We start from the raw sequence: 25085 nt of genomic DNA on the forward strand, positions 1-25085 counted from the left end.
ATAGTGGTAGGAACCTTTTTGTTTAATCAAATTTTAACTTCTTTAATGCTTCTGCGAACGGATTGTTTAATGGTTCTTCTTCTTTGTTCTGCTGTTTCATATATTTTTGAACGTCGCGTTTATCAGCTTTGCTTCCAGATTCCTTTTTACGTCTTTCTTGGAATGTGGATAATTTCTCGCGATAGCCACATTTACATGCAAAGATTTGTCCTGCACCTTCACCACGTAATTCTAACTTCTTCTTACATTGCGGACAACGAGCGTTTGTTGTACGAGATACATTTTTACGATGGCCACATTCACGGTCTTGGCATACAAGCATTTTTCCTTTTTTGCCGTTTACCTCTAGCATTGGTTTACCGCAGTCTGGACAAGACTTTGTTGAAATGTTGTCATGTTTATATTTTTTATCACTCGATTTAATTTCAGAAACAATTTCTTTCGTATAGTTCTTCATTTCTGAAATGAATACTTCTTTTTTCAGTTTACCCTTTGCAATTGCTTCGAGTTTTTGCTCCCATTCACCAGTTAGTGTAGGAGATTTCAGTTCTTCTGGCACTAAATCAAGTAGCTGACGGCCTTTTGAAGTAATGTGAATATCTTTACCACGTTTTTCAAGTAAGAACGAATTGAATAACTTGTCGATAATATCTGCGCGTGTCGCTACAGTACCTAATCCACCAGTTGATTTTAACGTATCAGCAAGTTGTTTGTTTTGCGTATCCATATATTTTGTAGGATTCTCCATTGCTGAAAGTAAAGTTGCCTCGTTAAAACGTGCAGGTGCTTTCGTTTGACCTGATGTTTGCATAATTAACTTTACAGTTAATGTATCGCCTTTTTCAATGCGAGGTAGAAGTTGCTCTTTTACGTCATCCATTACATCATCATCTTCAAAGCGGTTTTCATATACTTCTTTCCAGCCGGCATGTAAAATTGTTTTTCCTCGTGCAATGAACGTTTCATTGCCAACTTTTGTGCGTAACGTTAGTTGTTCGTATTCGAATGCTGGGGATAAAATGGCTAAGAAACGTTTTACAACTAAATCATAAATTTTACGTTCTTTATCTGTGAAGGCGGAGAAATTAACGTATCCTTCTGTCGGAATAATTGCGTGATGATCGCTTACTTTACTATCATCAACAAATGATTTATTAGCCTTGATAGGCTTTTGTAATACTTTATGTGCTAAAGGACGGTATTCTCCAACGCCACATGCTTTTAGACGCTCTGGAAGTGTTCCAACGATATCAGATGAAATATAGCGTGAATCTGTACGAGGATACGTTAGAACTTTATGTTGCTCATACAATTTCTGCATAATGTTTAATGTTTCTTTCGCAGAGTAACCGAACTTTTTATTTGCATCACGTTGTAATTCAGTTAAATCGTAAAGACCAGGAGAGAATGACTTCTTCTGTTTTTTATCAATTTCCACAACGGTAGCATTATGCTTATCTAAACCTTTTACAATACCATCAATTTTTTCTTTATTAAAACTGCGGCTATTACCATTTGCATCTTGCCAAGTTAGTTTTAACTGATTCGTTGTTTGTGCTTCGATACCGTAGTAAGTTTGAGCTTTGAAGTTCTTTATTTCATCTTCACGATTAGCGATCATAGCGACAGTAGGTGTTTGTACACGGCCGCAATTCAGCTGGGCATTAAAGCGAGTCGTTAAAGCGCGAGTCGCGTTAAGACCGATGTACCAGTCAGCTTCTGAACGTGCGACAGCCGAAGCGTATAAATTGTCATATGCTTTACCTGGTTTTAAATTTGCGAAGCCATCTTTAATTGCTTTATCAGTAACAGATGAAATCCATAAACGCTTAATAGGTTTTTGTATTTTAACTTTATCGATAATCCAACGTGCGACTAATTCGCCTTCGCGTCCAGCATCTGTCGCTACAATAATTTCATTTACATCTTTTCTAAGTAGCTGACTCTTCACAGCATTAAATTGTTTCCCTGTTTGTTTAATAACCGTTAATTTCAAGCGCTCAGGTAGCATCGGTAAATCTTCTAAATTCCACTGTTTATATTTCACATCATAGCTTTCTGGATCAGCTAATGTAACGAGATGACCTAAAGCCCAAGTTACAATATATTTACTACCTTCAAGGTAGCCATTTCCTTTTTTATCGCACTTAAGTACACGCGCAATATCACGTGCAACGGAAGGCTTTTCAGCGATTACAACGCTTTTTACCATATTTAAAACATCCTTTCAAATTTCCATACGTTAACTATAGCATACATCTTCTTGAGATTCAGTTTCGCTCCAGATTTGAACGTTTTTTAGTAGGATAACATCTGTTTGAGGGTGAATGATGGCGACAGAACATAATATGCGCCATGATGAGACTATGAGAAATAGATACTTATTTATCCCGCATTAATGGGCAGTAAGACCCCTACCTCAAAATTCAGCGGAAGCCAAGAAGTTAGGTAGGGGATCAACTGCCCATAAAAGCCTGATTGGTTCAACTAATAATCAGTGGGGGATGAACAAAACCCCCACTGATTAAAGTTTCACTTTATTATGCTTATTGTTTTATTAGTTGCTCCTATATTAAATAGAAAAGTAAAGAACTTGTTATTTTACTAGAATAAGAGTAGACTTTGAAGTAGATGAATAATAAACACATGGGAGTTTGTGGATGCAAACTGAGAGTATGACTAATCCGTCATTGACCATTTGAACCTGTTGGATAATGCCAGCGTAGGGAGAGTGTAAAAGCACATGTTCAGGCACTTTGCGTACGCGCAAAGTGCCTTTTTGTGTATCTCCCATCACTATAGTTAGGAGATGAAAAGGATGAATATGAAAGAAATTAGTAAAGTAGTGGATTTGGTGAGAGAGTCTAATCCACTCGTGCATAATATTACAAATGTTGTTGTAACAAATTTTACAGCTAACGGCTTGTTAGCGTTAGGAGCATCACCTGTAATGGCGTATGCGAAAGAAGAAGTAGCAGAAATGGCTAGCATTGCTGGAGCGTTAGTATTAAATATGGGGACACTTCGTCCTGAAGAGGTAGAAGCGATGTTACTTGCTGGTAAATCAGCAAATGTGAATAATGTACCAGTACTATTTGATCCAGTTGGTGCAGGAGCAACATCGTATCGAACAGAAGTTGCGAGACATATTCCGGCTGAAATTGATTTAGCGATTATCCGCGGAAATGCAGCTGAGATAGCGAACGTTATTAATGAGAGATGGGAAATTAAAGGGGTAGACGCCGGTGTTGGAAATGGCAATGTCGTAAGTATTGCAAGGCAGGCAGCGGATGAATTAAATACAGTAGCGGTGATTACTGGAAAAGAAGATGTTGTTACAGATGGAGAACGAACGATCCTTATTCGAAATGGTCACCCTATTTTAACGAAAGTTACGGGAACTGGTTGTTTACTAACTTCTGTAATAGGAGCATTTGTAGCAGTAGAAAAGGATTATGTAAAGGCAGCAGTAGCGGCATTAACGTTTTATGGTGTAGCTGCGGAACTGGCAGCTGCTAAGACAGTGGAAAAGGGACCTGGTAGTTTCCAAATTGAATTTTTAAATCAGTTAGCGAATACCACTTCGGGTGATATTGAGAAGTATGGGAAGATTGAGCTTATATAGTAAGGAGGGGAACTAGATGCCCTGTATTACAAAGGCTGAAATGTCTAGATTATTATCAGTATATTTTATTATGGGAAGTAACAATTGTGCGAAGGAGCCACTACAAGTATTGAGAGATGCACTTGAAGGCGGTATAACAATTTTTCAATTTCGTGAAAAGGGGGAAGGGGCTTTAACGGGAGAGAAACGTATTTGTTTCGCGAAAGAACTACAAGCAGTCTGTAAAGAGTACGGTGTACCATTCATCGTAAATGATGATGTGGAACTAGCTATGGAGTTAGATGCAGATGGCGTGCATGTTGGCCAAGATGATGAAGGAATTACTTCTGTTCGTGAAAAAATGGGTGATAAAATTGTTGGTGTATCTACACATACAATTGAAGAAGCACGCTGGGCAATTGAAAACGGAGCTGATTATTTAGGTGTTGGCCCTATTTTCCCAACGAGTACAAAAAAAGATACGAAAGCAGTTCAAGGAACGAAAGGTTTAGCTTATTTTAGAGAGCAAGGAATTACAATACCGATCGTCGGGATTGGTGGCATTACAATTGAAAATACAGCGTCAGTTATAGAAGCAGGTGCGGACGGCGTTTCTATTATTTCCGCGATTAGTTTAGCGGAATCTGCGTATGAAAGTACGAAGAAGCTAGTTGAGGAAGTAAATAGGGGTTTGTAGGAAAACGGAACTTCACAAAAATAGTAAAAAACATAATGGACCGTTAAAAATATTTAAACAAACGTTTGATTAAAAAAGCACAAACCCTTTAAAATTGTCGGTTTGTGCTTTTTCTTTAAAACATAATTGATATTAGGAGCATTCCAATTCCGATAGAGGTGAATGTTGCGATTAGGCCTGGAATCATAAAGCTATGATTTAAAACATATTTACCAATACCTGTTGTACCAGTGCGATCGAAGTTAATGGCAGCAACGATTGTTCCATAGTTTGGAATGAAGAAATATCCATTTACTGCAGGGAACATTGCGATTAGTAGTGCTGGTGGAATACCGAGTGATAATCCAAGAGGCATTAAAGCACGTACTGTTGCTGCTTGGCTATATAGTAAAATAGATAGAATGAATAATGCGATGGCAAATAGCCATGGTGCACTTGTTACTAGGTGCTGAATTGATCCTTGAATCATATTTAAGTTTCCGTTAAAGAAAGTATCTCCCATCCAAGCGATACCGAAAATAGCAACAACAGCTGTTGCCCCCGCTTTAAAGACGTTACCAGACACGATGCTTTCTACATTTGGTTTGCAGAAAATAATAATAAGAGCTGCGATAGTTAACATAACCATTTCAATTGTGTTTGGCATGGAAAGACGAATTAACTTCCCGTCAACCATCCATCCTGGACGAAGTGCTTCAAATGAACCGAGAAGTACGACAAGGAAAGTTCCTACTAAGAAAAGGATAACGGATAGTTTAGCGCTTTTTAAACCAACAAATTCTTTCTTCTCTTCAATTTTAGGAATCATTCCTTCTTTTAAACGTTTCAAGTATTCAGGGTCTTCATTTAATTCTTTCCCCATTTTGCTAGCAACAAATGCAGCTACCATACAAGCGATGAAGGTAGAAGGAATACTTACTTTTAAAATATCTAATAAGGTGATTTTATAGTCAGCTAGCATTGCTAAAAGTGCAACTGTTGCAGCTGATATAGGGCTAGCTGTAATTGCTTGTTGGGAAGCGATTACGGCAATTGACATTGGTCGTTCCGGTCTAATCCCAGATTCGCGAGAGACTTCTGCGATAACAGGAAGTACAGAATAAGCAACGTGACCAGTTCCTGCGCACAGTGTAAATAAATAAGTAACAATTGGAGCAAAGAATGTAATGCGCTTTGGATTTTTTCGCAATGCTTTCTCAGCTAGATGAACAAGGTAGTCCATTCCTCCAGCGGCTTGCAGTGCACCGGCAGCTGTAATTACTGCTAAAATCATAAGCATTACATCAATAGGAGGAGCTGTAGGTTGTAAGTGGAAGACAAAAACAAGTATTGCCATACCAACGCCACCCATTACTCCTAGACCAACTCCGCCTAGGCGTGCGCCAATAAAAATGCAGAGTAGTAACGTAAGAAATTGTAGCCAAAACATGATAAACTACCTCCGGAATTCATTAGTTAAGATATATTTGAATAATTTAATTTGAACGAAAATTAAAACAAATACCCAAAATAATCCTTGTGTTATATACATTTTTTATTATATAACACAAGAAATGTAACATTCACGAACTTTGTTAAATTATTTCGAAAAAATAATACCTTGAAACTTTACATTTGCATCTCTAAATAGGTAGACATTTTAATTCTTATGTTGTAATCTTTGATAGAGAATAATTTAATTCTCATAGAACTCCCATATCGTTCAACTCGTTCAGCGAGAAAGGCAAACTGATGGAAACATTAGGACGCAAAACTACAGGAGCTAAGGTCGAAAGGCTATGCTAGCCAGTTACCGGACGGATAGGGTTGGTCTTGACCAATGCTCTTTTCATTGGTCTTTTTTTTGTTTATAAACAAATGAGAGCCGTTATCATTTATTAATAAAGTGTATATTTTAATAGCGTTACTTTATAGTAAGTTAATTAAGAAAGGTGATGTTAATGAGAAGATATTGGCATAAGCTATCATTTCTTCAAAAAAATGTATTGTTAACTGTGTTAGTTATTTTGACGCTTGTCGGTACTATGGGAGCGTTAAGTTTTAACATGTTTCAAAATAGCATGATGTCTATATTTGAAAGGCATTCTTTTGAAACAGGAGATACGGTATTACATAAATTAGACGCAGAAATATTGAGAGATGTTGCAAAAGACCCAACGGCAGAAAGAGAAAAGAGAGAGAAGTTAACAGAGAAATTAGATGAATCAACGGAAGAATTGAACAGTGTTGGACAAACCTATATTGTTGGAGCGAAAAAAAATGAAAAAGGTGAGCTACAAATCATTGATTTATCTACAGGTTTAGCAAATGTTGTTGAAGTAAGGCCGGGAGAATATTATAAACAACCAGACCTTTGGATGAAAGCATATGATAAAGTAATGAGCACAAAAAAAGCAAACATGACAGAAGTATATGAAGACGCATTAGGAACATGGGTAACGATATTAGAGCCAATTAAGGATGGAGAAGGTAATATTGTGGCACTTGTTGCAGCTGATGTAGATGCTTCTATTGTTCCTAGTACAAAAGAAAAGTTCATTATACAAGGTTTAATGTTTATTTGTATTTCTGTTTTAATTGCAACTTTTATTCAATTCTTAATTGTGCGTAACGCACTTGCTCCATTGCGGGATTTACGTGAAGGATTGCGCAGAGTCGGTGAAGGTGATTTAAGTATTAAATTAGAGGAAAGACCAGATGATATTGGTATTATTAATGCGTATTTTAATAATACCATTGAGAAGTTTAAAGGAATTATAGATAAAGTGAAGCAGACAGCAGAACAGGTTTCCTCATCTTCGCAAGAATTGTCAGTGAGTACGAAAGAGAATAGCATGGCAGTCCAAGGAATCGTAAGTTCTATAGTTGAGTTAAGGGCTGGCGTTCAATCACAAGAAACTTCAGTACCAAAGTATTTAGGTATTGTATATGAAATGGAAGATAGGATGGAAGAGATAACTAATATTGCAAAACAAATGGCGAAAGAGTCTGAAGGTACGACGCATCATTCAGTAAAAGGAAATGGTGTTATTGAACAGACGATTAATCAAATGAACATAATACAAAATGCAGTACAAGATTTATCTTCTATCATTCATTCTTTGGAAACAAGATCAAAAGAAATTAGTGATATTGTAAATGTAATTACAGGTATTTCAAATCAAACGAATTCGCTAGCTTTAAATGCTTCTATTAAAGCTTCACGTGCTGAGGCAACCGGAAAGGGATTTGCCGTTGTTGCTGATGAAGTGCGTAAATTAGCAGAGCAGACGGAAGCATCAGCAAAAGATATAGCGAAATTAATAGGGGAAACACAAGTTGAAACGGAAGAAGCTGTTGTTTCAATACAAAAAGCTTCAAAAGAAGTAGAATCCGGAATTAAACTTTTTCAAAGTAGTGGTGCTTTCTTTGAAAAAATTTCAAAATCAGCACAATCTGTTACAAATCAAGTTAGAGTTGTTTCTAGCAATTCAAGTGATATATTGCAAAATAGCCAAAATATTGTTCGTGTTGTAAATGAACTATCACTTATTGCAAATAAGTATGCAAATAGTAGTAATAATATTGAAGAAAGTATGAAAGAACAGGAAATGTCTGTACAAGATATTGCTGAATTAGCTAGTTCTTTAAGCTGGCTTTCACAGGAGTTACAAGAGTTAATAGGGGAATTCAAAAGTTAAATGAAATGATTATACGTGCTTTTGTTTGTTCAATAAAATAAATCATGCTACAATGAAAACGAATTAAGGACCGGGGAGCCAATTGGCTGAGAGGATGTAAACAAACATCGACCCTCAACCTGATCTGGATAATGCCAGCGTAGGGAGTTACTTAAAGTGATGTAGCATATGTTATTCTATAATAACTTGCATACAAGGCTTTCCTACGCAGTAGGAAAGCCTTTTCTTGTTTTAATATTTCATTTTATAAGGGGGATTTTACTATGTCACAACAAGTTACAATTTCATTTTCAGTAGTACCACAAGCGAAGAACAAAGATGTGTATTCTGTTGTTGATAAAGCAATTGAAGTTGTACAACAATCGGGAGTTCGTTATGAAGTAGGGGCAATGGAAACAACGCTGGAAGGAGAATTAGATGTACTTCTTGATATCATTAAACGTGCGCAACAAGCTTGTGTGGATGCTGGAGCAGAAGAAGTGATTACTTCTATTAAAATCCATTATCGTCCAAGCACTGGTGTAACGATAGATGAAAAGGTTTGGAAGTACCGTGATGAATATGCAAAACCAGAAGCAATCTAAAATAATTACAACAATTTGGCTTATCCTTCTCATAGCGATATGGGAAGGATCTGTTTCATTATTTAAAATTGAACCGTGGATTTTACCGAAGCCTTCTGCCATTGTTCAAGAATTAATTGGAATGAAAGATTTACTATTACCGAATACGATGCAAACGTTACAAGAGGTTCTAATCGGACTGTTTTTTGCGATTTTAATTGGGACAAGTATTGCAATTATTATGGATGTTATCCCTTTATTTCGTATTTTAATAAATCCGTTGCTTGTTATTTCGCAAACGATTCCAATCGTTGTACTTGCACCGTTATTTATTATTTGGTTTGGATATGGAATGCTACCGAAAGTAATGGTAGTAATACTCGTTTGTTTCTTCCCGATTGCGCTCAGCATTTTAGAAGGTTTTCAAACGGTAGATAAAAATATGTTGAAGTTGTTGCAAACGATGAAGGCAACGAAATGGCAAGTTTACCAGAAAGTAAAGTTTCCAGCGGTGCTGCCATACTTTTTCTCAGGTTTAAAAATTGCAGTTACATATAGCGTAATGGGAGCAATTATTGGGGAATGGCTCGGTGCAAGCGAAGGGTTAGGAGTTATGCTTACAAGAGCTACAAAATCCTTTCTAACAGCCCGAGTATTTGGTGTGGCGGCAATTATTGTTATGGTGACATTATGTCTGTATTTTATCGTGGAGTTTATGGCAAGAATAACAGCACCATGGATATATAGAAAGGACGGCAGAAAATGAAAAAAGGTTTAAAAGTTATGTTGGCTACCTTATTAGCAGTAGGTGTAGCTGGATGTAATCCGGCGAAGAAAGAAGAAAGTGCAAGTAAAGATCAAAAAGTAAAAGTAGTATTAGATTGGTTTCCGAATACGAATCATACTGGCCTATATGTAGCGCAAACGAAAGATTATTATAAAAAGCAAGGATTAGATGTAGAGATTATTCAGCCAGGTGATAATGTGACAGCGGAGCAAATGATAGCTTCCGGAAAAGCTGACTTCGCAATAAGCGCACAAGAAAATGTAACGTTGGCTCGTGTGGAAGGTATTCCTGTTGTATCTGTAGGAGCAATCATCCAACATAATACTTCAGCTTTTGCATCACTTAAAAAAGATAATATGACGTCACCAAAAGATTTTGAAGGTAAACGTTACGGCGGCTGGGGAGGACCAGCAGAAGAAGCGACGTTGAAGACAATCATGGAGAAGCATCAAGCTGATTTTAATAAAGTTGAAAAAATTATCTTAGGACAAACAGATTTCTTTAAATCAATCGGTCGTGATGCAGACTTTGAATGGATATATTACGGATGGGATGGAATTGAAGCGAAGCGCCAAGGAAAAGAGTTAAATACGATTATGGTGAAAGACTTAGACCCAGCGCTTGATTTCTATAGTCCTGTTATTATTACGAGTGAAAAACATACGAAGCAAGATAAAGACTTTGTGAAAAAGTTTATGAGTGCAACGACAGAAGGTTATAATTTTGCAATTAAAGAACCGAAAGAAGCTGCTGATATTTTAATTAAAGCAGTTCCAGATGTGAATAAAGAATTAGTACAAGAAAGTCAAAAATGGTTAAGTACGAAATATCAAGATGATGCAAAAACGTGGGGAGTACAGAAGGAAGAAGTTTGGACGAATTACATGAATTTCTTATATGATAACAAAGTTATTAAGAAGAAAATTGATGTGAAAGATGCCTTTACAAATGAGTTCCTTCCAAGTGAAAAATGAGTGGATTACAAATAAAAGAGATTGTAAAAGCTTTTGATGGAAAGAATGTATTAGCAAATATTAGTGCTTCTATACGAGAGGGAGAGTTCGTTTCCTTTGTAGGACCGAGTGGTTGCGGGAAAAGCACATTATTAAATATGATTGCAAATGTTGAAAAACCAACAAGTGGAAATGTAACGTATAAGGATACGCACGTACAAGAGCAAGATGTTGTAAGTTATATGCCGCAGCAGGATTTATTACTACCTTGGCGATCAGCTTTGCAAAATATAGTTCTTCCATTGGAAATCGAAGGGAAACCGAAAAAACAAAGGCTGACAGAAGGAATGGAAGCATTAAAGCAATTTGAACTAGATGAATATGCAGACCATTATCCAGATGAATTGTCTGGTGGTATGCGTCAAAGAATTAGTTTTTTGCGCACATATTTATGTGAAAAGCCAATTATGCTACTTGATGAGCCTTTTGGAAAATTAGATGCCTTTACAAAAATGGAAGTACATAGCTGGCTTTTAAACTCTTGGCACCAAGAGAAGCAAACAATCGTTATGGTTACACATGACTTAGATGAGGCAATCTTACTTTCGGATCGCGTATTTATTTTATCTCAAAGACCAGCATCAATAGTTGGAGAGGTACAAGTGAAATTACCTAGACCAAGAACGATGGATATGTTAACATCACTTGAGTTAAAGAAGGATAAGGAAGAAATTCTGAGAGTATTAGCTCCTTATATGAAAAAATAGAAAAAGCTCTTACCAGATTTAAATATAATTGCTGGTAAGAGCTTTTTTTTATAGAACATGAAAAGAATGAGAAGGAACAAAAGAAAAAATAGAGAATAGAATATAACAGAGTAGTTTATACTCTTAATATAACGAATGTTAAAGGAGTGAAAGGATAAAATGACTTTATCAACTGTTCTTCAAATGGTTTTAGCTTGATACGGGAGAAGTCTGCCCATTTTTAACGATTAAGCTAAATTGAAGACAGCAGGTAAAGAACCTTAATCCTTTTTTACGATAATATGTAATGGGTAAGGTGTATTCACCTTACCCATTTTTTATATGCACAATTAAATAAGGCTTTTTACTGTTGCTCTCTATTTAGCTTATGAACCATAAGTAGAGGAGAGAAAAAAATGAGTATATTAACAGTAGAAAATTTAAGTCATTCATATGGTGAGAAAACCATTTTATATAATGCGTGTTTTCGACTATTAAAGGGCGAGCATGTTGGGTTAGTTGGGAAAAATGGAATTGGAAAATCAACATTGTTAAGGGTTTTAACAGGAGAACTTATACATGATGACGGAAACATTGAATGGTTTCCACATGTGAAGATAGGTTTTTTACAGCAGCATATGGATTTACAAGAGGGGATAACAATTGAAGGATACTTACAAAGTGCATTTTCTAATTTGTATAGGATTGAATGCGAAATGTTAAAAATTGCTGAAGAAATGAATGGAGCAGGAAAAGTAGAAAAACTGTTAGTAAAGTATGGAGAATTACAAACTATATTGGAAAGCTCTAATTTCTATCAAATTCATACAGAAATTGAAGAAGTAGCAATCGGTTTAGGTTTATTTGAAATAGGGTTGAAAAAGGATGTTTCAAAGTTAAGTGGAGGACAGCGAACAAAGTTATTACTTGGGAAGCTCCTTTTAGAAAAAGCTGATGTTTTATTGCTAGATGAGCCAACAAATTATTTAGATACAGCCCATATAGAATGGTTGCAATCGTATTTGAGACTGTATGAAAAAGCTTATGTGATCATTTCACATGACGAAGTATTTTTGAACAGTATTACGAATGTTATTTATCATCTAGAAGAACGGAAAGTGAAGCGGTACGTAGGAAATTATGAAAAATTTGTGCAAAGTTATCAATTGCAAAGGAAACAATTACAATCGGCGCATGCGAAACAGCAAAAAGAAATTGCTCAGTTAGAAACATTTATTCAAAAAAATAAAATTCGAAAAGCGAAACAGGCCAAAAGTCGAGAGAAAGTATTGGAGAAAATGCAAAGGATTGAAAAGGTTAATCATGTACCTCGATCCCGTTTTGATTTCAATGTTTATGAGGAGCCAGTTAGTCGCATATTACAGGCTGAAAAACTAAGGATAGGATATAGTTCTCCGCTATGTCCAGAATTGAATTTGCAAGTAAAAAAAGGAGAAAAGATAGCGATTGTTGGTCATAATGGGATTGGAAAAACGACAATGTTAAAAACGTTATTAGGTCAAATAAAGCCGCTAAGCGGTTCAATTTCTATTGGAGAACGAGTAAATCCTGCTTATTTTGCGCAGGAAGAGTTTGCTTCAGAAACAACACCATTAGAAAAAGTTTGGGCAGAACGACCAGATATGACAAAGAAAGAAGTACGCCAAGCATTAGCAAAGTGTGGATTGAAAGAAGAACATGTATTAAAACCTATTCGTTTATTAAGCGGCGGGGAACAAACGAAAGTACGTTTATGTGAACTTATCGTAACGAAAAGCAATGTTTTAATTTTAGATGAACCGACTAATCATTTGGATATAGAAACAAAGAAGTCATTGCAGGAAGCGTTACAACAATATAAAGGAACAGTTTTACTTGTCTCACATGAGCCTTCTTTCTATGAAGCATGGATAACAAAAGTATGGAATATAGAAGAATGGGATGCTGAACGATATGAATAAAGAAAAGGCATTAGCTTGTATAAGCTAATGCCTTTTCTTTGTGATTAACATGATTTTCGAGAACTCTTACATGAGAATTGTATGAAGAAGCACTCTTATGGTGCGCTTATAAGCGTGCTTTTTCTTATGTTATGTTTATATTTAGATGCCTTTCCCTAATAGGCGACTATCTTTCTTTGTATATATAGATAGTTTGAAATGGAATGAAAATAATTCCTATATGTAAAGGATAATGTGATTAGTATGGGAAGACAATAGAACTTAAAGGAAATTCATGTAAAATTCAGATGAACTTCACACGAACTTCATATTAGAAACCAAATATAATTATAATAGGTTATTGTAATTATATTTGGTGATTTTTCATAACATTAAAAGTTTGAATTTAGGATAGAGCACTCAAACCTAAATTCAAACTTTAGTGAAATAATTAATGGAGGTTACGCTTAGTTTTCGCTAATGGACGCATTTACAAGTTCGGCGGGAGTGCCTGTTCCTGCCCCTCCGATTGTAACGGATCCACCAGGAGGAATTTCACCATTCCATCCTGCATTCGTAATTACGTAATGATTATTTATTTTACTACTAATTTTAGAATCCCAAACTTGTGTTAAATTACCGTTATAATCAAATTCTAATTTCCAGTTTTTAATAGGGGTCGTTCCACTATTTTTAATTACAATCGAGAAGTTGTAACCACTTCCCCAATTTGAAGTGACTGAAAAGGTAGCATTACCATTTCCACCAGGAGGTGTTGTATCAGTATCATCTGTTTTTACAATGATAGAAGTAGGCTGTGATTTATTCCCGGCAGCATCTTTTGCTATTATTGAAAATGTGTATTCGGTATTAGATTTTAAGTTTTTGATTGTAATGCTATTTGTTGTTGTACTCCATTTCTCTTCTCCGGCAGTAATTTCATATTCCGTAACTCCTACGTTATCAGTAGATGCAGTCCAGTTTAATTGAACGGAGTTTGAATTTTTATTTGTAACAGCAATATTTTTTACGTTTGTTGGGGGCGCAGTATCTTTTTGAGTAATAGGTCCACCAAGTAATTCTTTTACTAACGTATCAAGCAATTTTGGTCCACTGCAACTATATTTTGGACTTGTACGGCAATCCCCGCTTAGTTCCCAAAACATTGCGCCACTTAGACCCTTTGTCTTTATATAGTCTGTTTTATATTTCATAGATTCGTTGTCATCATAGCTAATAAACGTGCCTGTAGTCGCATTATATAAATAAGGTACTTTCGCTACATCGTTCCAGTGGCGAACAAAACCATTTTTATTAACATAATTAGCTGCTAAATCACCATAATCGTACACACCTGTGTCACCGGTAGAATAATCATCCCAAGTACCTTTAGAAGCGAGCTTTCCGTCACTACCTGGTTTACAAGGTTGGTATTGCCCATTATTTTCTTTTCCGCAACTTTTCCATCCACGTCCGTAAAAAGGTACACCTAATACGAGTTTATCCGCTGGAACCCCTTCATTTGTATAAATGTCTATCGCACCATCTACATAAAATTTTGTATCCGCTGCTGGGTCATTTGGATCTTTGTATAGTGCTGCATTATGGTTAGAAGTAGCTTCCCATCCACCGTGGAAATCATATGTCATAATATTAATCCAATCAAGTATTTGAGAGATCTGCTTTAGCTCTGTATGATCCGCATAACGTTGGCTTGCACCTGATGCGATTGTTAGTAAATATTGTTTCCCATCTTCTGCAGTAGCTTTCGTTAATGCATTTCGAACATCTTGAAGGAGTAGGGTGAAGTTTTGCTTATCTTCAGGACGATAACTACCACCAGGAATCGTTTCAACGCCCGGATATTCCCAATCTAAATCAACGCCGTCAAATCCATATTCACGAAGAAAAGCTACTGTAGATTCAGCGAATACTTTTCTTGTTTTTTCATCAGCTGCCATATCAGAAAAGCGGTTAGACCAAGTCCAGCCACCAACTGAAATAATTGTTTTTAAGTGAGGATACTTAGCTTTTAATCGTTTCAGTTCTCCGAAATTTCCACAACGGGCGTATTTATCACAATCTTCCCAAGTTGTACCTGATCCCGGATAAGATTTTGTGACATCAGCCCATGGTTCACCGAGTACGAGAGTGCCATTAGGAACCTCTTTATTTTGCAGTGGTACACCAGACTCTTTACAGTTCCACGTTTGTTTATTTGGATTATCGGGGTGAGTAGAAGGGTTTCCATGTTTTCCATTCCAGCAAATATCAGCGAAAGCATAGTTTAAATGAGTTAGCTTTGATGCATCAATGTCTGCAACTTGATAATTACGTCCGTAAATGCCCCATGAAGGAAAATACCCAACAATTTTTTGACCTTGCTTTGGTGAATCTGCTAATGCAACATTTGGAGTAATAAAGTTTGTAAGAAAAAGAGGTAAGAAGAGTAGTAGGGATAGTAATAGCAGTGTGAATTTTTTGGAGCTCATAGTCATTTCTCCTTTCAAAATAAAAGATATATTTAAAGGCATGCGCCAATAAACCAAAGTGAATCTAGACGTATGAAACGTCTAGATAAAAATGATAAGACATCACGAAGTCTATACAAGGGAGCTGGGGGTGATTAAATCGTAGCAAATGTAAGATTTGGTGTAAACGCTTTATTTGATTCGCAAAGATTTTCTCAATATGAAATGGCTCTAATACAGACTACACATGAAAATAAAATATTGATTAGGGAGGAAAAGGCTCCTTGTAATTAAATTTGAGAAAAAATTGTATGAATTCAATTTGTAATAGCGTAGCAAGATGAGAAAATATCATGTAAAATAATAGTAAAAATATGTAAAGGAGCGAATGGTGTGGATGTCTTTTTGAACATTGCTGAAGAAAAAATTCGACAAGCAATACGGAATGGAGACCTTGATCATATTCCGGGAAAAGGAAAACCACTACAATTAGAAGACCTTTCAATGGTACCTCCAGAACTTAGAATGAGTTATAAAATTTTAAAAAATGCGGGTATGATTCCACCAGAAATGGAACTACAAAAAGATATATTAAAAATAGAAGACTTAATTGCGTGCTGTTATGATGAAGCAGAGAGAAAAAAATTACAAGAAGAGTTAACGGCAAAAATGCTGCGTTTTCAGCAGGTAATGGAAAAGAGAAAGATTAAAGAGAGTTCAGCTTTTCGTATGTATCAGGATAAAGTATTTCGTAAATTACGCTAAGAGGGATAAGATGAATAAATTTGAAACGATAGAAGAATTAGCGACACATATTGAAGAACAACAATTAGTACTGCTCTTTATTAAAACGGAAAATTGTGGTGTTTGTGATGTTATGCTAAGAAAAGTAAATGGTCTATTAGAGAATTATGATTACGTAGAGAAAGTGGAAATATTACTACAAGACATGCAAGAGATTGCGGGGCGTTATGCAGTGTTTACAGGGCCAACAGTTTTATTATTTTATAATGGAAAAGAGATCCTTCGTGAATCGCGCTTCATTTCACTTGAAAATTTAGAGAGAACCATTCAATTATTCGAAGATTAAGGGAGGCTTTTATATGGAATTTATTATTGTCATACTATTATTTGTTGTAGTTGGAACGATCGTAACGGCAGTTCGATCAAACAAAAAGAAGGTAAATCTTACGAAACAAAATAACATTCATAATTCATCTAACAGTTCGTCACCATTATTTTTCTTTGCTGGATCTGATAATGATAGCTCGCATGGAGGTTCACATGATTGTGGAGGATCTTTCGGTGGAGATAGCGGAGGCAGCTGCGATGGTGGCGGAGGTGGCGGTGATTGATGAAAATGCGCCTTATATAGGCGTATTTCTTTTTAAACAAACGTTTGATTAGTTGGCTTACATATGCATAAAAACAGTTAAACAAACGTTTGATTAATATTTTTAACGTACTAAGGGGAATAGAAATGAAAAGGGAACCGAAAGTGAAAAATAAGGGGAAAGTAGTGTTATTTTTATTAGCTGCGGGAGGCGTATTTCTTGTTAAATTAGGATTTAAAATTGGAATAATACATATGATTCGAACGTGGTTTGAAAGTACGTTTTCTTAAATAAGGAATATAGCCTCTTGTAATAGAGGTTTTTAATTTGTTATTATTAGACTGAACGGTCGGTTTAAAGAGGTGTAAATATGAGAAGAAGTGCAGAAGAGATAAAGAAAGAAATTGCATATAAAGCAGAAAGTCTGTTTTCACAGAAGGGTTATGCAGCTACATCTATGGAAGAGATTTGTGAAATTACAAAGCGAAGTAAAGGAAGCATTTATTATCACTTTAAAAGTAAAGAAGAATTATTTTTATTTGTAGTAAAACAGCATACGTATGATTGGCTTGAAAAATGGAATGAAAAAGAGAAGTTGTATAGTACAAATACTGAAAAACTATATGGTCTCGCGGAATATCATGTCGAGGACATACAGCAACCCATTTCAAATGCAATAGAGGAATTCTCTATGAGCCAAGTTGTAAGTAAAGAGATTTTGGATGAACTATTGGCTTTAACTAGAGAATCATATGTTATGTTTGAGAAACTAATTGAAGCAGGTATACAGTCTGGAGAGTTTCGTGAAGATAGTACGCGCGACCTTATGTATATTGTGAATGGATTATTATCAGGGCTTGGAGTACTTTACTACGAGTTAGATTATAAAGAGCTGCAACGTATTTATAAAAAGGCAATAGATGTATTGTTAAAAGGAATGGCAGCTGAATAATAAGTCAGTTGCTTTTCTTACAAAACAAATTAGACCGAACGGTCGGTTTATGAAAGGGGAATGAAAATGAACGCTTTATTTAAAAACCGAGCATTTATGCTCGTTATGGCATCTGATATTTTACAACAATTTGCAATTTGGATCAGAAATATGGCTCTTTTGTATTTCATAATGGAGCGAACGAATAATGATCCAGTTTCAGTTTCGTTGTTATCGGTTATGGAATATGCACCTATTTTTATTTTCTCGTTTATCGGTGGGGCGCTAGCTGATCGCTGGAATCCGAAAAGAACGATGGTTGCTGGAGATGTATTAAGTGTACTGTCTATTGTAGGAATTGTTTTGTTGTTAAAGCTGGATTATTGGCAGGCTATATTTTTGGCAACACTCATTTCCGCGATTGTAGGCCAATTTTCTCAGCCATCATCTTCGCGTATATTTAAGCGCTACGTAAAAGAAGAGCAGGTAGCAAATGCGATTGCATTTAACCAAACATTACAGTCATTATTTATGATTTTTGGACCAGTGATAGGATCACTTGTGTATACACAACTTGGTTTATTTACGTCACTATATAGCTTAATCATTTTATTTTTGTTATCTGCTATTGCTCTTTCGTTTTTACCAAAATGGGTGGAACAAGAGCAAGTGGCGAGAGATTCATTAAAAAATGATATAAAAGAAGGATGGAAATACGTTCTTCATACGAAAAATTTACGTATGATTACGATCACTTTCACCGTTATGGGCTTAGCTGTTGGATTAACGAATCCATTAGAAGTGTTTCTTGTAATAGAGCGTCTTGGAATGGAAAAGGAAGCAGTTCAATATTTAGCCGCAGCTGATGGGATAGGTATGTTAATCGGTGGTATTGTTGCTGCAGTTTTCGCTTCAAAAGTGAACCCGAAAAAGATGTTTGTATTCGGTATGAGCATATTAGCAATGTCATTTTTAGTAGAAGGGCTATCTACATCATTTTGGATTACTAGTTTCATGAGGTTTGGAACAGGTATTTGTTTAGCTTGTGTTAATATCGTTGTCGGTACGCTTATGATTCAACTTGTACCAGAAAATATGATTGGAAGAGTAAATGGAACAATTTTACCACTGTTTATGGGGGCAATGTTAATCGGAACTTCACTAGCTGGAGGATTGAAGGAGATGACCTCACTAGTTACTGTATTTTGTATAGCAATGGCACTTATTTTATTTGCGATAGGGCCAGTTCTACGCATGCAAATAAATAAAGAAGATGTCGCTAATAAAGAGGAACTAACAAATTCGTTAGCTTCGAAATAATCAGTGTAAGGGAGCAGGGTTGCTCCCTTTTCTTGTGGCAATCTTTTGACAATGACATGCCCCAACTATATACTGATGATGTAAAAACGAGTTTACAGGTTAGGAGAAATGGTGTGAAAAATCAAATCTATGAATTACGCACTGAAAACAATATTTCACAAGGTGCATTGGCTGATAAGTGTAAAGTTTCTAGACAGACGATAAATGCAATTGAGAATAATAAATATGATCCAAGCTTAGCGTTAGCATTCCGTTTAGCTGAAGTATTAGGAACAACTGTCGATAAACTATTTTTGTACAAGTTGTAGGGGGAGTAGTTGTTGGGGAAAGAGAAAATAAGCCTTGTAGTTACGGCATTAGTAGCTATAAGTACGTTAGTGTTTGCACTTTATTATTGGTTAACTGAACTTCAAGTAAACTGGTATGCACTATTTATTTGTAGCATCGCATTACATTATATGTTTAAAAGTTTGGCATCGCATAATGTGGAAGGGACAACAGAGGAGAAAGAAGATGTAGAAAAACATGTATTAAAAATAAGTGCAAATGTTACGTATTATGTACTTGTTGTATTAATTTTTGGTTTGTTTTTCGCATCGGTAGGTTTTAATAAATGGATTGCTTTTCATAACATACCGCTTTTGTTTGCGTTATGCGCTGCGATAGTTGTAAAGCCGGCTGTAGAATTTTTAATTGTAAGACGTTATCGCTAAAAATAAAGAAAAGATCCTCTTCTCATGAGAAGAGGATCTTTTTCTTATAGCATTTTAGTTTTTGGACTAGGTGGTGTAACGGATGTATCATTTTCGGGAACTCTAGTTAGTAAGAATCCACCGATAACGAACAGTACAATAATACTAAGGACACCAGCGTTGGTTTTTCCTGTTAATTGCGTTGTAACACCGACTAATACTGGACCCATAATTGCCGCGAATTTACCAAAGATATTATAAAATCCGAAGAATTCATTTGCAGATTCTTTTGGTACTAGTTTTGCAAAATAGGACCGACTAAGTGCTTGAATACCACCTTGAGAAGTGGCAACTAACATTGCTAAAATCCAGAAATCGAGTGTCGTTTTTAAGAAATAAGCATATATGCAGATAATGATATAAATAATAATACCGACGTATAGCATTTTTTTACCTGTAAATGTTTCTGATAACTTTCCGTATAATAAGGCGAATGGACAAGCTACAATTTGTGTGACAAATAAGATGATTAATAGATTCGTTGCACTAATACCGAGATCTGTTCCGTAAGCGGTAGACATAGTAATAATTGTATCGACCCCGTCAATGTAGAAGAAGTAAGCGATTAGGAACATAAATACAGTTTTATATTCTTTAATATTTTTAAAAGTATCAGCAAGGCGTTTGAAGCTCATTGCAATTGGTCTTGGATGACGTTCAATATAATGTGTTTGCTCTACATTTTTTAGCATTGGAATTGTAAATAATCCCCACCAAAGAGCTGTTATTGCGAACGAGATTTGACTAGCAATGCCGACTGATAAAGGGATAGTTCCTTTTTGAGCAAGAATAATAAGAGCGATACAACCGATAAAAGGAATTGTGCTTCCAATATAACCTAATGCAAAGCCTCTTGTAGAAATTCGGTCCATTCTATCTTTAGAGGTAACATCTACTAAAAATGCATCATAAAAAATGTTTGCTCCCGCAAAACCGACTAATGCGAGCATATAGCAGCCTAGTAATAAGTACCACTGAGATGTTGGGACGACTGCTAGCATACTTGTAAATACAATACCGAGTCCAAAGAAGAATGTGAAAAATCGTTTTTTAAATCCTTTATAATCAGCAACTGTGCCGAGAATAGGAGCAAGTATAGAAATTAAAAGTGTAGCGAAAGAGTTTGCATATCCCCAATATGCCGTTGAAGTTGCACCAGATAGTCCGGCTTCTTTTGCAGCTGCTTTAAAGTAAATTGGGAATAATGCAGTTGTAATGACGAGCGAATATACCGAGTTCGCCCAATCGTATAATATCCAGCTTTTTTCTTGTCTGGACATTTTTTTCATATAATGTTCCCCCTTAAATTGTTCTACTAACAGTGTACAAAAATAAAAATTATAAAAAGAGAAACAGTTATGATTTTTACATAACTTTTACATATATACACAGTTCTTTACAATTGAAGTAAATCCTCTACAATTGATCCGTCTGTTTCACCTAAGTGTAAACCGAGTAGTCTAGCGATAGTTGGACCTTCATCAATAAGTCTCATGTACGGAATGGTAACGCCGCTTTTTATCCCTTTCCCAGCAGCGATAAAAATTGTTTCATAGTTAGGTTTTGTTGGAGAGTACCCATGCGTACCAAATGTATATTTTTTACTGGGCGTAACATCTTTTTCAGTAATTTCTTTTATAAAATCGCCTGTATAGTTTTCAGTGAAATAATATCCTTCTTGTGCTTCCAACATAAATAAACAATTACCATCTGCACCGCAGTCTTTTGCAGCTTCATCATGAAGCATAAATTCAATACCGTTTTGTTTATTTTGAAGTAACTCTTCAAGTAGTAGTTGTACTTTTCGAATTGTATCCGTATCATTTTTGTCTTTCACATATACATAGGCAGAGCCGTCGCAACTTTGGCAATAGACCTTCCAGTCTACTAATTTTCCTTTTGAATTTATAGATATAAGCCCATTTTGATGAAATAGTATATTTAATTGAATGGCTTTGTTTTCACTTAAAGCGCTATGATCACCGAGAGCGATAATTGTACTTTCTTCGTATAGGTCACTGTCTTTTAAAGCTTGAATAATTTTTCCTAGCCGTTCATCATGTCTTTGGATAGCAGCTATTGTTTCGTTAGATTCAAAGCCGTGATAGTGTCTTTGAGTGTCTAAATCGGTGAAATGTATAAACATGACATTAGGCCTCTTCGTCTGGATTGTATGCACAGCAGATGCAAGTACGAAATCATCGAGTTCAGGCTGTGATAAGCCATTTCTTATATGACCAAAACGCTGATTCAAATCTAATTGATATAGTGGGCTACCGCTAAATAATGAAACTAAGATTTGATTTTGCCACGTTCTATTTGGAAAAATTTCAGGTAAATTGTAATCAATATTTGCTCTGCCGGTAACAGGCCATAGAAGGGCAGCTGTCGTTAAATTTGCTTTATGTGCTTCATCGTATAACGTTGTTCCTTTAATGGATTTTCGGTACCAATGCCAATCTGGTGACTCGCGTCCAGGTTGAAGTAACGTATTGCTAACTACGCCATGTTTATTAGGGTAGTTTCCAGTAACGATTGTTGAGTGACTTGGATATGTTACAGAAGGATAAATAGGTTCCACTTTTCTCGCCATCGCGCCCTTGTTTATTAATGTTTGAAAATTAGGGAGTTTTTGTAATATAGGAAAATCTAAAGCTGATAAGCAATCGAAAGATAAAATAATGACGTGATTTGTTAATGCTTTATCCATAAAGTTCCCTCCTGATTATATAAAACCTATTCTTATATATTACTATTAATACCTAGTAATAAAAATATATTTCTAGGTGAAAATTTATTATTTATTTTCAGAAAAGTTAAACATATAATTAAGTATAAGGGAATGAATGGAAGGAGGGAACACTATGGATTGGCTAGATGGATTTAGTATCTTTTATATCATTGGCGGAATTACAATTATCCTTGTATTTGCTATTTCGTATTTACTAAAGAAACGGTTTCCAAACAAGCAGTTCGATATTATATTTGCACTTAGTTTAATACTTCTTTGCTTAGCATCCTTTCCCGTTACAATGATGGTGATTGGTGGATGGGAAGGAATGGGATATGGATTTATTGGTTTCTTCGTTCTACTTGGTACACTTATCGGTATGATTGCACATCAACTTTTAAAAATCACGAGAAAAAGCTACGTATAAAACTGAAAAAAACGAAAAGAATATATAAAAATGAGAAAATTAGCTATTGTTTTAAAAAAGAATTTGTATTATGATAATCAACAAATTTATTTCGTTATAACGATGAAAAAGGATTAGTACATGTTCAACCTTTTTAGCAGAGAGAGAATCCGGCAGGCTGAAAGATTCTTAAAAAGGCGATATGGAACCTACCTTTGCGTTCTGCATATGCAGCGGGAATTTCCCGTTATCAAAAAGAGAGCATGCACAATTTTTGTGCATGAATCAGGGTGGTAACGCCGGCAAAGCTCGGTCCCTATTTAGGGACACGGGCTTTTTTGTATTTTCAAAAGGAGGAAGATTGACTATGGCAAAAGAACAAGTACAAGCGATTACGAAGATGGAAGAGGATTTTGCACAGTGGTACACAGATATTGTAAAAAAAGCAGAACTTGTTGATTATTCAAGTGTAAAAGGATGTATGATTCTACGTCCGTACGGTTATGCCTTATGGGAAAATATGCAGAAAGTTATGAATGAAAAGTTAAAAGCAACTGGTCATGAAAATGTATATATGCCAATGTTTATCCCAGAGAGCTTATTGCAAAAAGAGAAGGATCATGTAGAAGGGTTTGCTCCTGAAGTAGCATGGGTGACACATGGCGGGGATGAAAAATTAACGGAGAGACTTTGTGTACGCCCTACATCTGAAACTTTATTCTGTGAGCATTTTTCAAAAATTGTGCAATCCTATAATGATTTGCCAAAGCTATATAATCAGTGGTGTTCAGTAGTTCGTTGGGAGAAAACAACGAGACCATTCCTTCGTACAACGGAATTCTTATGGCAAGAGGGCCATACAATTCATGAAACAGCAGAAGAATCGCAAGCTGAAACGTTACATATTTTAAATCTATATGCTTCTTTCTGTGAAGATTATTTAGCGATACCAGTAATTAAAGGGCAAAAAACAGAAAAAGAAAAGTTTGCAGGAGCAAAGGCAACTTATACGATCGAAAGTTTAATGCATGATGGGAAAGCACTTCAAACAGGAACATCCCATAACTTTGGAACGAATTTCTCTGAAGCATTTGATATTAAATTTTTAGATCGCAACGGTAAGTGGCAATATGTACACCAAACATCTTGGGGTGTATCAACAAGAATGATAGGTGGACTTATTATGGTTCATAGCGATAATAATGGTCTTGTAATGCCTCCTAAAGTTGCACCAGTGCAAGTTGTTATTGTACCAATTGCGCAGCATAAGGAAGGAGTTTTAGCGAAAGCAACAGAGTTACAAGAACATATTCAAAAGGTTGCACGAGTAAAAATAGATGCTAGTAATAAAACACCAGGCTGGAAATTTAATGAGTATGAAATGAAGGGTATTCCAATTCGATTAGAAGTTGGTCCTAAAGATATTGAAAAGAATCAAGTTGTACTTGTAAGAAGAGATACGAAAGAAAAAGAATTTATATCAATAGATCAATTAGAAGAGCGTATTCCAGCACTACTTGAGGAAATTCATAATTCTTTATTTAATAAGGCAAAAGTATTCCGCGATGAGAATACGTATAGTGTGACGAATTTCGAAGAGATGAAAAAAGTAGCTGATGAAAAGCAAGGATTTATTAAGGCAATGTGGTGCGGAGAATTAGCTTGTGAAGAGAAACTAAAAGAAGAAGTTGGAGTATCTTCTCGCTGTATGCCTTTTGAGCAAGAGCATTTAGCTGACGAATGTATTTGTTGTGGTAAAGAAGCTAAACAAATGGTGTATTGGGGAAAAGCGTATTAATGCTTTTTTGATAGATGATAAAAAGGAATTTGGGCTGCATAATAAAATGCAATCCAAATTCCTTTTTAGTTTTGCAATTTGTTTCATGTATGTTTTAGATGGAAGGATGTGTTTTTATTTTGCGTTTTTACGGCGAATAAATAGTAACATACCGATTAGGAATGTTGAAAGTCCCATTAAAATAGATGCAGGATAATGTGTTGCCGTATTAGGTAACTTATCGCCTTGTTCTTTCGCATTATCTTTTACATTGCCACCTTGAGAGCCGTTGCCACCCTGAGAACCGCTATCGTCTTTAACGCGGTTGCCGCCTTGAGAGCCATTACCACCTTGAGAGCCATTGCCACCAGAACCATTGCCACCAGAACCACT

24 protein-coding genes, 3 riboswitches and 1 other annotated feature are annotated in these 25085 nt (G+C 35.8%); of the genes, 18 read left to right on the forward strand and 6 right to left on the reverse strand.

The genetic code is table 11. The features are described 5' to 3' along the window. Positions 1-22: 22 nt before the first annotated feature. Positions 23-2212 carry a DNA topoisomerase III gene (gene topB / locus DM800_RS16580; protein ID WP_147787217.1) on the reverse strand — a complete coding sequence of 730 codons (2190 nt, stop codon included), beginning with the start codon at positions 2210-2212 and terminating at the stop codon, positions 23-25. Positions 2213-2636: 424 nt separating this feature from the next. Further along, positions 2637-2746, forward strand: a riboswitch (TPP riboswitch). Positions 2747-2809: 63 nt separating this feature from the next. On the opposite strand from topB, the gene thiM reads away from it, so the two are divergent. Together thiM and thiE are read left to right on the forward strand one after the other, a co-directional pair. Continuing rightward, a complete protein-coding gene (thiM, locus tag DM800_RS16585) occupies positions 2810-3625 on the forward strand; it encodes a hydroxyethylthiazole kinase (RefSeq protein WP_097858171.1) in 816 nt (271 codons plus the stop codon). 16 nt (positions 3626-3641) lie between these two features. Next, entirely contained in the window at positions 3642-4301 is a 660-nt protein-coding gene (gene thiE / locus DM800_RS16590) for a thiamine phosphate synthase (protein WP_137013141.1), read from the forward strand. A gap of 115 nt (positions 4302-4416) precedes the next feature. On the opposite strand, the gene DM800_RS16595 is transcribed toward thiE, so the two are convergent. Continuing rightward, complete coding sequence (locus tag DM800_RS16595) at positions 4417-5730, reverse strand: anaerobic C4-dicarboxylate transporter family protein (protein ID WP_147787218.1); 1314 nt, start codon at positions 5728-5730, stop codon at positions 4417-4419. Positions 5731-6013: 283 nt separating this feature from the next. Beyond that, a riboswitch (cyclic di-GMP riboswitch) is annotated at positions 6014-6098 on the forward strand. A gap of 143 nt (positions 6099-6241) precedes the next feature. Between DM800_RS16595 and DM800_RS16600 the strand changes: the two genes are divergently transcribed. The 6 genes from DM800_RS16600 (at position 6242) to DM800_RS16625 (ending at position 12991) form a co-directional block, all read left to right on the forward strand. After that, positions 6242-7981, forward strand: a complete 1740-nt coding sequence (locus DM800_RS16600; RefSeq protein WP_147787219.1) for a methyl-accepting chemotaxis protein — start codon at positions 6242-6244, stop codon at positions 7979-7981. Between the two features lie 61 nt (positions 7982-8042). Further along, positions 8043-8144, forward strand: a riboswitch (TPP riboswitch). Between the two features lie 100 nt (positions 8145-8244). Next, positions 8245-8565, forward strand: coding sequence for an MTH1187 family thiamine-binding protein (locus DM800_RS16605; protein WP_000082897.1), 321 nt, complete (start codon positions 8245-8247; stop codon positions 8563-8565). Continuing rightward, complete coding sequence (locus tag DM800_RS16610; protein ID WP_001057159.1) at positions 8537-9310, forward strand: ABC transporter permease; 774 nt, start codon at positions 8537-8539, stop codon at positions 9308-9310. The genes DM800_RS16605 and DM800_RS16610 overlap by 29 nt, the downstream gene beginning before the upstream one ends. Next, positions 9307-10305, forward strand: a complete 999-nt coding sequence (locus DM800_RS16615) for an ABC transporter substrate-binding protein (RefSeq protein ID WP_147787220.1) — start codon at positions 9307-9309, stop codon at positions 10303-10305. The genes DM800_RS16610 and DM800_RS16615 overlap by 4 nt, the downstream gene beginning before the upstream one ends. Next, positions 10302-11051, forward strand: a complete 750-nt coding sequence (locus tag DM800_RS16620) for an ABC transporter ATP-binding protein (RefSeq protein WP_060486908.1) — start codon at positions 10302-10304, stop codon at positions 11049-11051. The genes DM800_RS16615 and DM800_RS16620 overlap by 4 nt, the downstream gene beginning before the upstream one ends. Positions 11052-11446: 395 nt before the next feature. Beyond that, entirely contained in the window at positions 11447-12991 is a 1545-nt protein-coding gene (locus DM800_RS16625; protein ID WP_147787221.1) for an ABC-F family ATP-binding cassette domain-containing protein, read from the forward strand. 446 nt (positions 12992-13437) lie between these two features. Here DM800_RS16625 and DM800_RS16630 read toward each other — a convergent pair whose 3' ends face one another. Continuing rightward, on the reverse strand, positions 13438-15462 hold the full coding sequence (locus DM800_RS16630; RefSeq protein ID WP_147787222.1) for a glycosyl hydrolase family 18 protein: 2025 nt from the start codon (positions 15460-15462) through the stop codon (positions 13438-13440). A gap of 372 nt (positions 15463-15834) precedes the next feature. On the opposite strand from DM800_RS16630, the gene DM800_RS16635 reads away from it, so the two are divergent. The 8 genes from DM800_RS16635 (at position 15835) to DM800_RS16670 (ending at position 19739) form a co-directional block, all read left to right on the forward strand. Then, positions 15835-16206, forward strand: coding sequence for a DnaJ family domain-containing protein (locus DM800_RS16635; protein ID WP_060486911.1), 372 nt, complete (start codon positions 15835-15837; stop codon positions 16204-16206). Positions 16207-16216: 10 nt separating this feature from the next. Next, a complete protein-coding gene (locus tag DM800_RS16640; protein WP_088061614.1) occupies positions 16217-16531 on the forward strand; it encodes a thioredoxin family protein in 315 nt (104 codons plus the stop codon). Positions 16532-16544: 13 nt separating this feature from the next. Then, positions 16545-16796 carry a hypothetical protein gene (locus DM800_RS16645; protein ID WP_060486913.1) on the forward strand — a complete coding sequence of 84 codons (252 nt, stop codon included), beginning with the start codon at positions 16545-16547 and terminating at the stop codon, positions 16794-16796. Between the two features lie 125 nt (positions 16797-16921). Beyond that, positions 16922-17065 (forward strand): hypothetical protein, encoded by a 144-nt coding sequence (locus tag DM800_RS16650; protein WP_000817984.1) that lies wholly within the window; start codon positions 16922-16924, stop codon positions 17063-17065. Positions 17066-17145: 80 nt separating this feature from the next. After that, complete coding sequence (locus DM800_RS16655; protein ID WP_048541915.1) at positions 17146-17727, forward strand: TetR/AcrR family transcriptional regulator; 582 nt, start codon at positions 17146-17148, stop codon at positions 17725-17727. Between the two features lie 66 nt (positions 17728-17793). Then, positions 17794-19026 carry an MFS transporter gene (locus tag DM800_RS16660; protein ID WP_137011445.1) on the forward strand — a complete coding sequence of 411 codons (1233 nt, stop codon included), beginning with the start codon at positions 17794-17796 and terminating at the stop codon, positions 19024-19026. A 56-nt stretch (positions 19027-19082) separates the two neighbouring features. Further along, complete coding sequence (locus DM800_RS16665) at positions 19083-19334, forward strand: helix-turn-helix transcriptional regulator (RefSeq protein ID WP_074651450.1); 252 nt, start codon at positions 19083-19085, stop codon at positions 19332-19334. 12 nt (positions 19335-19346) lie between these two features. Then, positions 19347-19739, forward strand: coding sequence for a hypothetical protein (locus DM800_RS16670; RefSeq protein WP_147787223.1), 393 nt, complete (start codon positions 19347-19349; stop codon positions 19737-19739). A gap of 44 nt (positions 19740-19783) precedes the next feature. Here DM800_RS16670 and DM800_RS16675 read toward each other — a convergent pair whose 3' ends face one another. Both DM800_RS16675 and DM800_RS16680 read right to left on the reverse strand, forming a co-directional pair. Beyond that, a complete protein-coding gene (locus tag DM800_RS16675; RefSeq protein ID WP_147787224.1) occupies positions 19784-21067 on the reverse strand; it encodes an MFS transporter in 1284 nt (427 codons plus the stop codon). A 107-nt stretch (positions 21068-21174) separates the two neighbouring features. Beyond that, positions 21175-22488 (reverse strand): alkaline phosphatase family protein, encoded by a 1314-nt coding sequence (locus tag DM800_RS16680; protein WP_147787225.1) that lies wholly within the window; start codon positions 22486-22488, stop codon positions 21175-21177. 154 nt (positions 22489-22642) lie between these two features. Between DM800_RS16680 and DM800_RS16685 the strand changes: the two genes are divergently transcribed. Next, positions 22643-22936: a YesK-like family protein gene (locus DM800_RS16685; protein WP_131933323.1), complete on the forward strand. Its 294-nt coding sequence runs from the start codon at positions 22643-22645 to the stop codon at positions 22934-22936. A 93-nt stretch (positions 22937-23029) separates the two neighbouring features. Next, positions 23030-23236: a binding site (T-box leader), on the forward strand. A 46-nt stretch (positions 23237-23282) separates the two neighbouring features. Then, positions 23283-24713: a proline--tRNA ligase gene (proS, locus tag DM800_RS16690; RefSeq protein ID WP_147787226.1), complete on the forward strand. Its 1431-nt coding sequence runs from the start codon at positions 23283-23285 to the stop codon at positions 24711-24713. Positions 24714-24827: 114 nt separating this feature from the next. On the opposite strand, the gene DM800_RS16695 is transcribed toward proS, so the two are convergent. Beyond that, positions 24828-25085, reverse strand: a 258-nt coding sequence (locus tag DM800_RS16695) for an LPXTG cell wall anchor domain-containing protein (protein WP_147787227.1), incomplete at its 5' end; no start/stop codon positions are given.

Origin of the sequence: Bacillus sp. AY18-3 (genome assembly GCF_008042305.1) — a bacterium.
GTDB lineage: Bacteria > Bacillota > Bacilli > Bacillales > Bacillaceae_G > Bacillus_A > Bacillus_A wiedmannii.